This window comes from Paenibacillus sp. J22R67, from assembly GCF_059692175.1.
The window spans coordinates 750412-764663 of sequence record NZ_JCAUAX010000001.1 but is presented as its reverse complement, the minus strand read 5'-3'; the positions used below and the strand labels follow the sequence as shown (position 1 = coordinate 764663).

The following is a 14252-nucleotide window of genomic DNA, read 5'->3' as shown; positions in this document are numbered from 1 at the left end:
TTCCTCCCCGTATCCTAACACATCACAGAGAGGACGGAGGCTATGTTGAAAAAGAGAGGGCTGTTATTCGTTTTATGCTTACTTCTGTGTATCTCATTTATTCCCGTGCAAGCCATGGCGGCTGAGTCTGCCAGCTATTCCTTATCGGTAACGAGTAATCAAACCCAAGTCGGGAGTCAGGTAAGAGTCGTTGTAAAAGGCTCGCAAGTGACAGATCTTTATGGCTACGAAATTCGATTGTCCTATGATACGAAGCATTTGCGTTTTATAAAAGGAACGAGTCCGATGAACGGATTTTCTGTTCCAGCGATCGTGAAAGAGGGGCAAGTTGTTTTTGCTCATACCAAAGTTGGAAAATTACCGGGGGATTCAGGGGATGTGGAACTTGCTTCCTTTACGTTTGAGAATTTGTCTGAAGGACAAGCCGAGGTCAAGCTTATTCAGGTCAAAGAAGTGACGAGCGCGATGCAAGCAGCAACGATAACTTCCGACTCCAAGCTTGCGATGGATATTACGCCTAAGCAGGAAATGGTTATTACTTTTAGTGATATGGCTAATCATTGGGCACAAAAAGCAGTCGAGAGAGCGGCATCGCTTGGTTTTGTTAACGGTTACGATGACGGGACATTCCAACCGGACGGCAAGGTAACGCGAGCGGAGTTCACAGCTATGCTGGTACGTGCGATATCGCTTACTAGCAAGGATGCACAGGTTATGCAATTCTCTGATATCGCCGATATCCCGCAATGGGCCAAATCTTATGTTTTTGAAGCGGCATCCGCAGGTGTGGTAACAGGTTACGAGGATCACTCATTTGGTGCAGATCGGCTTATTTCACGCGCTGAGATGGCGGTTATGGTCGCACGGGCAATCGGTCTTGAGACGAACTCTGATGGGGCAGTTTCCTTCGCTGATGAGGATCAAATTCCGGACTGGGCGCTGCAAGAAATCAAAGCTTCTCGAAAAGCGGGACTGATTCAAGGCAGAGACAATAACAATTTCGTGCCTGGTGACAATGCAACACGAGCTGAAGCGGCTGTATTAATTCTCGCCGCGTACGATAGCTTCCAATCGGCCAAATGAAAGGTAGATGAACGCGAAGATGAAAATGAGAAAACTTCCGCTCTTTTTAAGCGCAACGATGGCTTTTGCCGTATTTTCAGGCTCAGCACTGCTTCCTAAGACAGGTTTTGCTGCTCAGCATGCTTATCTCTTTGATTTCGGAACAGCGACAAGTCCTGTAGCTCCCGGTTTTACACGAGTTTCCGAATCCACGTTATACAGCAGTGCTGCTGGATTTGGTCTAAGCAAAACAATCGCGAGCCGAGACCGTGGAAGCAATTTCAGTGATATTTTAAGAGATTTTGTTATTGATAAAAGCTTCTCATTTAAAGTGGATATGGAAAATGGGGATTATTTCGTTAAAGTTACCGCTGGCGATGGAACGGCGAGCAATAAGACAGCCGTTACGATTGAGGGGATAAGTCGAGGCGCTACGAATACGGCGAGCGGCAGTTTTCAGGATGTCACTGCTGTAGTCACAGTGGCAGACGGACAGATGAACGTAGACATTGGCGGTAATGATGGCCGTGTCAACGCCATTGAAATTACGCCAGCCGTTGTCATGAGCGGTGTCAAGGTTGATAGCGTGAGCGTTGCGCCAACGCCAAGCGTACAGCTTAGCTGGAATGCCGCACAAGGCGTGAGTGAATACAGCATTTACCGGAAAGATGAAGGTCAAGCTGATTATGCCAAAATCGGAACAACAAGCGCAGCGGTATATGCAGACAGTTCAGTTGAACTTGGTTTAACTTACACCTATGCAGTTACGAACACGACCGGTGGTTATGAATCGCCAAAAAGTGATCCGCTGATGGTAACCGTTGCAGACGGAACGGGGCAAAAGCCAGCTGTTCCTGCACAATTTCAAATCGCTGATGCGACAGAAAGTTCAGTTAGCTTAGACTGGGACTCCGTTTCCGGAGCTGTATACTATTATGTTTACAGATCGGCAAACGAGTCGGGGACCTACAGCAGAATTGCTGGATCGTCAGATTCCTCCTATGTAGATCAATCCGTGTCAACAAATGTTCCTTATTATTACAAAATTGCTGCTGTTAATTCAGCGGGGCTCTCTGATCTCACAGCTTCTGTCGTCTCACCGATCAAGAAAGTCTTCAAACGTCAAATGGAACGTCTGGAACGCGGAACTACAGCAATTAAAGTGAGCAATGGCGTTTATGTCGGTTGGAGATTGCTGGGGACAGAGCCAAGCAGCATCTCATTCAATCTGTATCGGGATGGCCACAAGATTAATAATACCCCGATCACTTCAAGCACTAACTTCCTTGATACGGAAGGAACACCACAATCGACTTATACGGTTCGAGCGGTGCTGAGTGGAATCGAACAAACGGCTTCGGGCAGCGCGTCTGTCCTGGAAACGAATCATTTGGATATTCCTCTAAATAAACCTACGGGCGGCACTACACCGGATGGGGTCGCCTACACGTATAATGCAAATGATGTTAGTGTCGGTGATTTGGATGGCGATGGACAATACGAGTATGTTGTGAAATGGGACCCTTCCAATTCCAAAGACAACTCGCAGTCTGGTTACACAGGCAATGTCTTTGTTGATGCGTATGAGCTTGACGGCACACAATTATGGCGGATTGATTTGGGCAAAAATATTCGGGCTGGAGCCCATTACACACAGTTCATGGTGTATGACCTGGATGGAGACGGCAAGGCGGAAGTCGCTATGAAAACGGCAGACGGAACCATCGATGGAGCTGGCGCCGTGCTTGGGAACGGGGCAGCGGATTACCGGAATTCATCCGGCTACATTTTAACCGGTCCTGAATATTTGAGCATTTTTGAAGGTGCCACAGGTAAAACGCTTACGAATACTTCCTACGAACCTCCAAGGGGAACGGTAGGGAACTGGGGAGATACGTACGGAAACAGGGTCGATCGTTTTCTGGCAGCTATTGCTTATCTGGATGGTGAGCATCCAAGTCTGATTATGGCACGAGGGTATTACACAAGAACAGTCCTTGTCGCGTACAACTGGCAAGATGGACAGTTAACAAAGGCATGGACGTTTGATTCAAACACTCCCGGAAATGGCAGCTACGCAGGCCAAGGAAATCATAACCTAAGCGTTGCTGATGTTGACGGAGACGGTAAAGATGAAATTGTTTATGGTGCAATGGCGGTTGACGACGATGGTAAAGGACTTTATACAACGGGCTTGGGACATGGAGATGCTATGCATTTAAGTGACTTGGACCCGGATCGTCCTGGCTACGAGGTCTTTCAGGTTCATGAGGAAAAGCCGAGCCGGGCAGGGTTGGAATTCCGTGATGCGAAAACGGGTGAGCTCATTTGGGGAAAACCTACGACCTATGATGTGGGCCGTGGCGTGTCCGCTGATATCGATCCTCGCTACAAAGGGGCCGAATCTTGGGCCATTGATGCGGGAGGCTGGAACAGCACTTCCGGGGGCATGTACGACGTGAAGGGCAACGAGATTGCCACACATATTCCCCCTGCGAACTTCGCCATTTGGTGGGATGGAGATCTCCAGCGTGAGCTGCTCGACCATACCTACAGCGATACAACGCTGACGGGTGTAGGGAACATTTTGAAATGGGATTATGAGAATTCGCAAGTAAAGACGCTGCTTTCAGCCGAGGGGACTTTCTCCAACAATGGGACAAAAGGAAACCCGGGCCTGCAAGCCGATTTATTCGGAGACTGGCGTGAAGAAGCGATGTGGCGGCTTGAAGACAGCAGCGCGCTGCGCATATATATGACAACCGATGTAACCGATTATCGCTTCTATACCCTCATGCAAGATCCTATTTACCGATTAGGCGTGGCCCGTGAAAATACAGGCTACAACCAGCCACCTCATGTGGGTTATTACCTTGGTGGGGGGATGACCCAGCCGCCGATACCGAGTATTACAGTGCCGGAGGGAGAACCACAAGAGCCAGGCATTACTTTAAATGGTGGAAGTACGTTAAAGCCAGGCGAGACGCTTTCGCTTACCTACGGACTGAGCGGTATTACGGAACCCATCATCGCGCAAGATGTGAGCTTTACTTATGATCCGGATTACTTCGAATATGTGTCAGCCAAAGGCTTGCAAGATGGCGTAAGTGTTGTAGGCAATGTTTACAACACACCTGGCAAGGTGCAAATCATCTTGGTTAGTTTAGGGACCGATTACGGAGTGACGGGCAATAGCGATTTGATCTCGCTTCAGCTCAGAGCCAAATCCGTAAGCAGCACAGTTGCCACTAGTGTCTATAGCTCTGCACAAGTTGCTAATGCAGCAGGTGTGGAAACCACTTTCGAAGGTGTGGAGAAACCGATTACGATTCGTTATGCCGACTTGTCCGCGTTGAATGCTCTGATTAGCACGGCAGAGACGGCATACGCACAGGCGGTAGAAGGTATTGGTCAAGGTGAATACCCTGCTGGCTCGAAAGCGGTGCTTTTAGCGGCAATTACGAAAGCCAAAGCGGTACAAGCGAATCCGAATGTCACGCAAGCTGAAATTGCGCAAGCTGTTGCTGAGCTGAACGCTGCTTTGACAGCCTTCCAAGCTTCTGTGAACACAAGCCATGGCTACGATGTTAACAATTCCGGCCAAGTGAGCGTCGGCGACTTAGCCTTCATTGCCGCTCATTATGGAGAAAGAAACACGGATCCTAACTGGAATAGCAAGGCGGACGTCCATGTTGACGGCATCATTGATATTCAGGATTTGAGTGAAGTTGCGAGCTACATTTTAAAATAATAATGGTTAATAAGAGAAGCCTTGCGGAGATCTGTGATCTTCTGCCAGGCTTTTCTTTTTCATAACAAGACAGGTTCTCGAATACATATGAAATAGGCAAAAGAAGGTTGTCACACCTATATCCTGTCAGCGATGAGAGCGCTTAAACGGGAGCTTCACAATTATACTTAAGAGGTGATTAAGCAATGAGCACGGAAAAGAATAAACTGACAACGAGCTGGGGCGCTCCCGTCGGGGATAACCAAAACTCCATAACCGCAGGAGCACGAGGACCAACTTTGATCCAGGATGTCCACCTGCTTGAGAAGTTGGCGCACTTTAACCGAGAAAGGGTGCCGGAGCGCGTTGTTCATGCCAAAGGGGCAGGGGCGCACGGTTATTTTGAAGTCACACAGGATTTAACGAAGTATACGAAAGCAAGTCTTTTTGCGGAGGTTGGTAAAAGGACGCCGCTGTTTGTGCGTTTCTCGACGGTTGCGGGTGAAAATGGCTCCTCGGACACCGTACGTGATCCACGAGGATTCGCCGTTAAGTTTTACACAGATGAAGGCAATTATGATCTTGTAGGCAATAATACACCGGTGTTTTTCATCCGCGATGCGATTAAATTTCCTGATTTCATTCATACACAGAAACGCCATCCGCAAACACATCTGAAAAACCCAAATGCCGTATGGGATTTCTGGTCATTATCGCCGGAGTCGCTGCATCAAGTGACGATTCTGATGACGGATCGCGGCATTCCTGCGACACTTCGGCACATGCATGGTTTTGGCAGCCACACGTTCAAATGGGTGAATAGCGAGGGCGCAGGCGTCTGGGTGAAGTATCATTTTAAAACAGAGCAAGGCGTTAGAAATTTAGCTCCTGATGTGGCAGCGCAGCTTGCGGCAGACAATCCGGATTATCACACGGAAGATTTGTTCAATGCGATTAAACAAGGTGATTTCCCAGCTTGGAAATTGTGTGTGCAGATCATGCCGCTTGAAGATGCGAACACGTATCGCTTTGACCCATTTGATGTGACAAAAGTATGGTCGCAGAAGGACTATCCGCTAATTGAGGTAGGCCGCATGGTGCTGGATCGTAATCCGGAGAATTATTTCGCGGAGGTTGAGCAAGCCACTTTTTCACCGGGCACGTTGGTCCCTGGCATTGATGTTTCGCCGGATAAAATGCTGCAAGGTCGCCTATTCGCCTACGGGGATGCGCATCGCTACCGGGTAGGGGCCAATCATCAGGCTTTGCCGATCAATCGGCCGCGCAGTGAAGTGAACACGTATCAGCGGGACGGGCAAATGCGCGCGGATGACAATGGCGGAAGCTCGGTCTACTACGAGCCGAACAGTGCAGGTGGACCAAAGGAATCGCCTGATAGCAAAATAGCGCCATTTGAGGTATCAGGATCAGCCGACAGCGTAGGTTATGATCATCATGATCACTATACGCAGCCTGGTGATTTGTACCGGCTTTTGAGTGAGGATGAGCGTTCGCGGCTTGTTCAGACGATTGTTGGCGCTATGAAGCCTGTGGAGTCGGACGAAATCAAGCTTAGACAAATCGCACATTTCTATAAGGCAGATCCCGAATATGGTGTCCGTATTGCAGAGGGTCTAGGATTATCGGTACCGGAATAAGATGATAAGAAAGAGACAGCAACCTTTTCGTAGCAAAAGGTTGCTGTCTTTTTTAAGTAGCATATACATGAAGACAGAGGTCAATAATCCGAAGAGGTGATCAGGGTGGGAACTCGTCTATTATCGGAGCAATTGGTGAAAAATCGTTTTCCGCATTTGAAATATGTACGGATTCATACGCCGGAAAAGCATAAAGCGACGATCTATGCATGGAACGAAGATTTGAACTTACCCGCTAAAGATGCTGAGTCCTTGCAAAGATATGCAAGCGGTTACTTATATCCGTATGTTTGCTACCAAGTGAAAGCCTATAACTTGGTGCAAACGGATAAAGTTCCACCGTCGCAGGACATTCCGGAAGCTGTTGTTCAAACGGCAAAGCGCAGGGATTTGAACCAATACGGCATTATTGAAGCCATTCATCGGCTATTTCCCTGCGGTCATTTATCGTTTGTCCACTATGATGCCGCTGAAGGTCTGATTTATTTTGATTTTCATGCTGACCGACGTCTTCAGAATCGCGAGAAGGAAGCTATGTACAAGTATTTAAATGAAATTATTCCCTTGGGGTCTTACTGTGAAATAACATTTTATTAGTGTGTTAGGTCAGTCTTCTTTAATACGAAATTCGCTTTCTTCTCGCAAATAGGATATTTCACCTATCTGTACTTCAAATGGTGTATATTTTCTAATTTTACCTACAGCTAGAAAAACGGGGATATCATCCGCCGTGCACTGTATGACGACGACATTCACTTGCGAGAGCGCCGCCGCGAATAATTGCATGTCCGTTAGAAGTGTTTTGTTCAACTCGTTGTTCACCCGCGGGTCCCCTTATCTCGTGATCCGTTCCTCTGGCTGCAAGACGGGTACCTGCACGTTTACGGTATCCGGATATTTGATGCCTGCCCCAGTGTTGAGCGCAATGACGCACTCATTCTCGGCGATCCAGCCGGATTGTTTCAGCTTCCTTGCGGCTGCGAATGTAGCCGCTCCCTCTGGGCACACGAATGCTCCTTCAAGCTCTGCGATTCGCTGTTGTTCTTGCAGCAGCTCCTCGTCATGAATGGAAACCGCGCATCCGCCGGTCGCATAGATGGCCTCTAAGACTAAGAAGTCGCCAAGCGCTTTAGGAACGTTAATGCCGAAGGCGACTGTCTTGGATTCCTGCCAAAATTCCGAGGCTTTCTCTTGATTTTCCCAAGCTTTGACGATAGGTGCGCAGCCCTCTGCTTGAACAGCAACAAGCCGCGGCAATTTCCCTTGTACCCAACCCAAGGTTTGCAGCTCCTGAAGTGCTTTATAAATACCGATCAGTCCAACGCCGCCACCTGTTGGGTACAAAATAACATCGGGCAGCTTCCAACCCAGCTGCTCAGCAATTTCAAGTCCCATCGTCTTTTTGCCTTCGATGCGGTAAGGTTCTTTGAGCGTAGAAGCATCATAGAGGCCATATGACTTGACGAGATCGGCGACAATCCGCCCGGCATCACTGATTAGACCATTAACCAGATACAAATTGGACCCGGAAATTGCACATTCATTACGGGTAATGAGTGGAGCATCTACGGGCATGATGACCGTTGACTTCATCTTAGCTCTAGCCGCATACAAAGCCCATGCTGCGCCTGCATTGCCATTTGTCGGCATGGCGAGTTCCTGCACGCCAAGCTCCTTCGCTTTGGAAATACCGACAGCAGCACCTCTGGCTTTGAAAGAGCCGGTAGGCAGCAAGCCTTCGTCTTTCATCAGCAGGCCGGGGATGTGCATATCTGCGCCGATGCTTTGCATTGGAAGCAGTGGGGTAAAGCCTTCGCCGAGTGTGACAACATGTTCGGCGTGAAGAACAGGAAGTAGTTCGCGATAACGCCAAAGCGTAGGTTCGCGGTCACGAAGCTGAGAAGGATTCATGGATAACGCCAAACGCTCTAAGTCATAGGCTACTAAAAGTGGTGAGCCGCAGAGGCACAACTGATGTTTGTCTTCGATATTGTACTGAGCCGCGCATTTCGGGCAATAAAGGTGAGAAACAAAGCTATTCTGCATGACGGAAGTCTCCTAACATATATTGAACCATTGGATAATTACTTAGCCCATCGTAAAGGAAAAGAAACCCACCTGTCAACGAATCCTGAGGATGCTGTACATTTGCACAAGGGATATAGGGTCTAGTATGCAGAGTATACCAAAGTGTTAATCATAAATAGGCTCAGAATTGCGACAAGCCTTGCAAACTCATGTCCCTGTCGATTCCGTCATATGTTATCATGTACAGGTAAGTAGCCATTATGATGATCTATGAAGGAGTACGACTGAGCATGATACGACAATCCCCCTACATACTTTTAATTCTTGCCACTTGCATATGGGGAGGCAATTTTGTGGCCGGCAAAGCGCTTGTTCTGCATATTCCCCCAGTTACTCTTGCTGCCTTGCGTTGGGGCATTGCTTTCCTGCTTCTTCTGCCGTTCTTTGGTAAACAAACGTGGCGGTTAAGAGCTGAATTTCTCCGGAACTGGAAGATGCTCTTGTTCTTATCTGCAACCGGCGTTGCCGGGTTTAACACTTTGACGTATGTTGCGGTTCAATATACGGGTTCAATCAACGCTTCACTCATGAACTCCGCTACACCGATCATTGTGGTGATTTTAACCTGGCTAGTCATGAAAGAAAGATTCGCGTGGTCGGCTTTGCCTGGTATTCTCGTTTCAATGGCTGGTGTAGGCTGGATCATTAGTCGTGGGAGTTTGTCGGCGCTGCTCCATCTGTCTTTTAATAAAGGGGACTTGCTGATGCTAACGGCAGTTCTTTGTTGGGCTTTATATTCCGTTGGCATGAAAAAGGTAGCGGGGCGATTTCCGTCCAGCCCTTTGCTGCTCGCGCAGGTTGTCGTTGCTTTGCTCATGCTGATCCCGCTATCGTTAACTGAAATAGCGGTGAAATCTCCGCACATTGTTTGGAATTCAGCGCTTATCTCAGGACTCATTTATATCGGATTATTCGCTTCAATCATCGCTTTCCTGAGCTGGAATCGAGCTATCGAAATCGTAGGCCCTCAGCGCTGCGCAGGTTTTCTGAATTTCATCCCGATGTTCAGTGCAATTTTTGCAACGGCTTTTACAGGCGAGTCGCTGAAACTGTATCATTTCTTAGGGGCAGTATGCATCGTGGCCGGAGTCTATTTAACGAATTATGCCATGAAAAAGCGGCAGACGACTGCTGCATGAAAAAAGGAGCTTGCCGATGTCGGCAAGCTCCTTTTTTATTTATACATTAGTCGTTAAATTGCTCCAAATGTCCATGGTTGCGGCGAATGATCTCAGCAGCTCCCAAATAATCAGCATCCGCGACTTTGCATGAGAGCACATAATGAAGGACTTGGGCATCCCCGTCGCTTGCATAGTTGGAAGAGTTAGCGGCTGCGTTCGGAGGCGCATCGACCATGGCAAAGCTTTTGTTAATGTTCGCGTCATTCACTAATCCTCCGCTTTCCATAAAAGGTAGCAGTAGCCGTCCACTACCGTTATATCCGCCTTCCAGCGGTCCAACCTCGAGCATTTGCGGATCGTATTTCGTTAGCAGAACTTTGGCACCCTCGGCTTGGTTTTCCGTGTGAAAATACGCTTGAATCATTCGGCTCATCATTCATCATCCTCTCGAATAGGTTAGGTGTTCCTATAGTAGGCTTACCCCAATTGTATGAAAAGTCGACCTTTATTCCAAAATAAATTAAACTTAGATTTTTAATCGGGATGATCGGGATTGATGTAAGCTAACATCCTGCATTATAAGGGAGGTTAAGGAAAGGGATTAGTAAAAATGATTGGACATTCTACTCTCTTTAGTTCAAAATAGAATTAAGTGCAGGGGAGGTCAACCAACATGCCAATAAACAACTATCGTAAATTAATAAGCATCTTCTGGACATTTCTGCGGATCAGCCCACTTACTTTTGGTGGCGGGTATGCCATGCTGCCTGCTATTCACAGAGAAGTCGTTGAGACGAATGAGTGGATGTCTGATGATGAGATGACTGAGCTTCTTGCCATATCCGGAGCAGCTCCGGGCGGTGTAGGCGTGAATGTTTCAGCCTTAGTCGGCTATCATTTGGCGGGAATTCGGGGAGCCGTAGCAGCCGTCATCGGCATTACGCTTCCTACCTTTTTGATTGTTATGATCCTTAGTATGGTTTACGCATTTCTCCAAAGTTATCCGAAAATGCAAGCTATCATGGAGGGGATTCATGCTGCAATTGTTGGACTGATCGCAGCAGCTGCCTACAAAATGGCGAAGTCATCCATTATCGATAAAATGACACTTTTTGCCGCGGTGGCTACCGTGCTCGTCCTGCTTTTCCTCCCGATATCACCAATCTTGGTGATTGGCTCCGGCTTTGTGGCCGGGATTGCTGTCGTTTTCTTGAAGCAAAAATGGGGAATGAAAGATCCATTCGCGACCAAAGAAACGAAATCGCAATCGCCAATGAGTGGCCGGGCCGCAGATTATTTCATGGCTGACGGTATATGAGGGAAGGTGATTAAGCGTGCTATTAAGTTTATTTCTTACTTTTTTTAAGATTGGGTTTATCTCCTTCGGCGGCGGGTACGCGATGATGCCGATCATCCAGCAAGAAGTGAGCAAGAACCAATGGCTTACAGATGAAGCTTTTAACCAAGTTGTGGCTTTGGCGGGGTCAGGCCCAGGACCGATTGCTACGAATTGTGCCACACTCATTGGCTTTCAGACGGCTGGCGTGATGGGCGCCATTGTGGCGACGCTTGGAATGGTGCTTCCATCTCTTTTATTGATCATCGTATTAGCGGCATTTTTGTATAAATGGCATAATAATAGGTGGTTTAAATCTTCTTTCTACGGTTTGAAACCCGTAGTTACTGGCTTGATTATTTTTGCGGCGATTCACTTTGGAATGGCAGGCTGGGGCGAAGCCAAACTGCCGATTACATGGCAGCAGATTGCTACGATTTTAATCTCCATTGGCGCTTTCGTGGGGATTGTCAAATATAAGCTTCATCCATTTATTATTATTATAGGCGCGGGCATTATGGGCATTGTTTTTTTCCAATAGGCGGTAAGTATAAAGCTCTCTTTCATTCCTTCTGGGAAGTAGAAAGGGGGCTTTTTGACATCCTAAAAAGTGAACAGAACGTGTCCAAAAATGATAAAAAATTATTTTATGTGCTATAAAACAATATTATTTTCCTTTTTTATGCTATATAATATACAATATATAATAAATAGAACACACTATATAAGTGGTTTTGAGTGATTTAGGAGGGAAACATCATCGAGCTGACATCCCGCCAGTTGGAAATTATTGATCTTGTGGGCAAGCATGCCCCGATTACGGGGGAACGCATCGCTGAGCTTTTAGGCATTAGCCGCCCGACGATCCGTTCGGATCTGGCTGTTTTGGTGATGCTGGGGCATATTGATGCCAAACCGAAAGTCGGTTATTTTCTTGGAAAAACGGCACTTGAGGTCAATTCACCATTTAAGCATGTTGAGGCGATGAAGGTCAAAGAAGTCATGGGCATTCCCGTTGTGCTTAGGGAGACGGTTACGGTCAGTGATGCTGTCGTGACACTTTTTCTGGAAAATGTAGGTAGTTTAATGATTGTCAATCAACAGGGGGCTTTAGTAGGAATCGTTTCACGAAAGGATCTGCTTAAGGTGACATTAGGGCAGTCCGCCGCGAACAGCATGCCTGTTTCACTCGTCATGACTAGACATCCGAATATTGTTACGGTACACCCGGAAGACAGTGTGTTAGAAGCTGCTCGGAAAATGATCCATCATCAAGTCGACGGATTGCCCGTCGTTAAGCCGGCAGCGCCTGATCAGGAACATGATGAAGTAATTGGCCGAATTACGAAAACGACGATGACCAAACTGCTGCTTGAAGTAGCGCTGGGGATTTAATCAGGAGGAGTGCAAGTGGGAGATAAGATGCATACGATTTTCGTTTGTTCGGATTCTGTAGGGGAAACGGCGAATACCGTCGTACAAGCAACAATCCGCCAATTTAATGCAAGCCAAGTGCAGGTCAAACGCTTCGGGTCGATCCGAACCGAAGATGAAGTTCGCTCCCTAGTGGAAGAAGCATCGAAAGTGAACGGTTTTATCGCTTACACACTGGTTCTTCCTGAACTTAGGGAGATGATGAGGCAGGAAGCAATTCGACTTAGCGTCAATGCTATTGACATTATGGGACCTATGATGCAGGCATTCATTGATACGTTCAAGGATTCGCCGAAGCGCAAAGTAGGCTTGCTCTACCAGATGGATGAGCAGTATTATCAGCGGGTTGAAGCGGTTGAGTTCACTGTAAATAGTGATGATGGCAAAGATCCGAGCGCAATGAAACACGCTAACATTGTCCTGCTCGGGCCTTCTCGTACCTCCAAAACACCGCTCAGCATTTATTTGGCGCATAAAGGGAATAAGGTGGCCAATTACCCGCTTGTTCCAGAGGTGAAGCCGCCCGCCATTATATATGAATTAGATCCTAAGAAGCTAATTGGTTTAACGATGAGTCCTGATCAGCTAGTGCGGATTCGCACAGAACGCTTGAAAGCGGTTGGGCTTCCCTTTGGCGCCAAATATGCGACCGGGGAGCGAGTTAAGGAAGAGCTGGCTTTTGCGATGAAATTGTATCGTGAGCTTGGCTGCCAAATCATCGATGTTAGTGAGAAAGCGATCGAAGAAACAGCAGGTCTTATTTTAGCCGACAGAACATAACGCACAAACAATTCAAACAATTCCAAAGTAGAAAGGGTGAATGGATGTATGCAAAGAGATTTGTCACTGGAAATTGTTCGAGTTACAGAATATGCTGCTTTGGCGTCCGCTCGGTGGACTGGAAAAGGGAACAAACATAGCGCTGACGAAGCGGCTACATCTGCCATGCGTTCTATTTTTAGCTCCATTCCATTTCGGGGAACTGTTGTAATAGGGGAAGGAGAGATGGACGAAGCTCCAATGCTCTATATTGGCGAGCCCGTGGGCAGCGGCTCTGGTCCTGAATATGATGTGGCGGTAGATCCGCTAGAAGGTACGGACATTGTCGCAAGCGGCAGAAACAATGCGCTTTCTGTGGTAGCTATTGCCGAGAAAGGGAATCTGCTGCATGCTCCAGATATGTATATGGAAAAGCTGGCCGTCGGTCCGCGATTAACCGGACATCTCCGGTTAGAGGATTCGCTCGAAGTGACGGTACGCAAAGCCGCTGAGCTGCTGCAAAAAGATGTAACCGAGCTAACCGTTTCGATCTTGGATCGCAAACGGCATGCCGACAAAATCTTAGTACTGCGTACGCTAGGTGTTAAAATTCATTTGCTCAGTGACGGCGATGTAGCGGGAGCTATGGCGACAGCTTTTCCCGAAACGGGCATCGATCTGCACGTGGGTTCGGGAGGCGCGCCGGAGGGCGTGCTCGCCGCAGCAGCGCTGCGTTGTATGGGCGGCGAATTCCAGGGACGGCTTCTGCCGGAGAATGAGGCTGAGATCGCCCGCTGCTTGGCTATGGGGATCACGGATCCCTCCAAAGTGCTGGGCATGCGTGATCTCATCGGAGAATCCGATATTTATTTCGCAGCGACAGGCGTTACCTCCGGTGATTTCCTGAGCGGTGTGAAATATCTATTCGGTGGCCGCGCAGAGACTCACTCGGTCGTAATGAGGGCTGAAACGCAAACTGTGCGTTTCATTCATTGCGTCCATCAGACGCAGGTGTATCTTGGGAGTGCCTAAAGCTTAATGAGGACCATGTAAGTCAACTCTGG

The 14252-nt window shown here is 47.8% G+C and carries 13 protein-coding genes; 10 read left to right on the top strand and 3 right to left on the bottom strand.

All coding sequences use genetic code 11. The features are described 5' to 3' along the window. The first annotated feature begins 42 nt into the window (after positions 1 to 42). The 4 genes from AC58VC_RS03745 to AC58VC_RS03730 all read left to right on the top strand — a co-directional run bounded on the left by AC58VC_RS03745 (position 43) and on the right by AC58VC_RS03730 (position 7047). Positions 43 to 1083, top strand: a complete 1041-nt coding sequence (locus AC58VC_RS03745; RefSeq protein WP_497367481.1) for an S-layer homology domain-containing protein — start codon at positions 43 to 45, stop codon at positions 1081 to 1083. 25 nt (positions 1084 to 1108) lie between these two features. Continuing rightward, positions 1109 to 4813: a rhamnogalacturonan lyase family protein gene (locus AC58VC_RS03740; protein WP_497367480.1), complete on the top strand. Its 3705-nt coding sequence runs from the start codon at positions 1109 to 1111 to the stop codon at positions 4811 to 4813. Positions 4814 to 4998: 185 nt separating this feature from the next. Beyond that, positions 4999 to 6450 (top strand): catalase KatA, encoded by a 1452-nt coding sequence (gene katA, locus AC58VC_RS03735; protein WP_497367479.1) that lies wholly within the window; start codon positions 4999 to 5001, stop codon positions 6448 to 6450. A gap of 105 nt (positions 6451 to 6555) precedes the next feature. Next, entirely contained in the window at positions 6556 to 7047 is a 492-nt protein-coding gene (locus AC58VC_RS03730; RefSeq protein ID WP_497367478.1) for a hypothetical protein, read from the top strand. Between the two features lie 9 nt (positions 7048 to 7056). Here the strand turns inward: AC58VC_RS03730 and AC58VC_RS03725 are convergent, their stop codons facing one another. Continuing rightward, complete coding sequence (locus AC58VC_RS03725) at positions 7057 to 7272, bottom strand: hypothetical protein (protein ID WP_497367477.1); 216 nt, start codon at positions 7270 to 7272, stop codon at positions 7057 to 7059. Positions 7273 to 7284: 12 nt separating this feature from the next. Beyond that, positions 7285 to 8496: a threonine synthase gene (locus AC58VC_RS03720; RefSeq protein ID WP_497367476.1), complete on the bottom strand. Its 1212-nt coding sequence runs from the start codon at positions 8494 to 8496 to the stop codon at positions 7285 to 7287. Between the two features lie 242 nt (positions 8497 to 8738). Here AC58VC_RS03720 and AC58VC_RS03715 point away from each other — a divergent pair, with 242 nt between their 5' ends. Next, positions 8739 to 9677: a DMT family transporter gene (locus AC58VC_RS03715; RefSeq protein WP_497367475.1), complete on the top strand. Its 939-nt coding sequence runs from the start codon at positions 8739 to 8741 to the stop codon at positions 9675 to 9677. A gap of 46 nt (positions 9678 to 9723) precedes the next feature. Here the strand turns inward: AC58VC_RS03715 and AC58VC_RS03710 are convergent, their stop codons facing one another. After that, positions 9724 to 10092 carry a hypothetical protein gene (locus tag AC58VC_RS03710; RefSeq protein WP_497367474.1) on the bottom strand — a complete coding sequence of 123 codons (369 nt, stop codon included), beginning with the start codon at positions 10090 to 10092 and terminating at the stop codon, positions 9724 to 9726. Between the two features lie 240 nt (positions 10093 to 10332). Between AC58VC_RS03710 and AC58VC_RS03705 the strand changes: the two genes are divergently transcribed. The 5 genes from AC58VC_RS03705 (at position 10333) to glpX (ending at position 14220) form a co-directional block, all read left to right on the top strand. Beyond that, entirely contained in the window at positions 10333 to 10977 is a 645-nt protein-coding gene (locus AC58VC_RS03705; RefSeq protein WP_497367473.1) for a chromate transporter, read from the top strand. Between the two features lie 16 nt (positions 10978 to 10993). Then, positions 10994 to 11536: a chromate transporter gene (locus tag AC58VC_RS03700; protein ID WP_497367472.1), complete on the top strand. Its 543-nt coding sequence runs from the start codon at positions 10994 to 10996 to the stop codon at positions 11534 to 11536. Positions 11537 to 11775: 239 nt separating this feature from the next. After that, positions 11776 to 12390: a helix-turn-helix transcriptional regulator gene (locus AC58VC_RS03695; protein ID WP_497367471.1), complete on the top strand. Its 615-nt coding sequence runs from the start codon at positions 11776 to 11778 to the stop codon at positions 12388 to 12390. A gap of 27 nt (positions 12391 to 12417) precedes the next feature. After that, positions 12418 to 13209 (top strand): pyruvate, water dikinase regulatory protein, encoded by a 792-nt coding sequence (locus AC58VC_RS03690; protein WP_497367896.1) that lies wholly within the window; start codon positions 12418 to 12420, stop codon positions 13207 to 13209. A gap of 48 nt (positions 13210 to 13257) precedes the next feature. Beyond that, on the top strand, positions 13258 to 14220 hold the full coding sequence (gene glpX, locus AC58VC_RS03685) for a class II fructose-bisphosphatase (protein WP_497367470.1): 963 nt from the start codon (positions 13258 to 13260) through the stop codon (positions 14218 to 14220). The last annotated feature ends 32 nt before the right edge of the window (positions 14221 to 14252 follow it).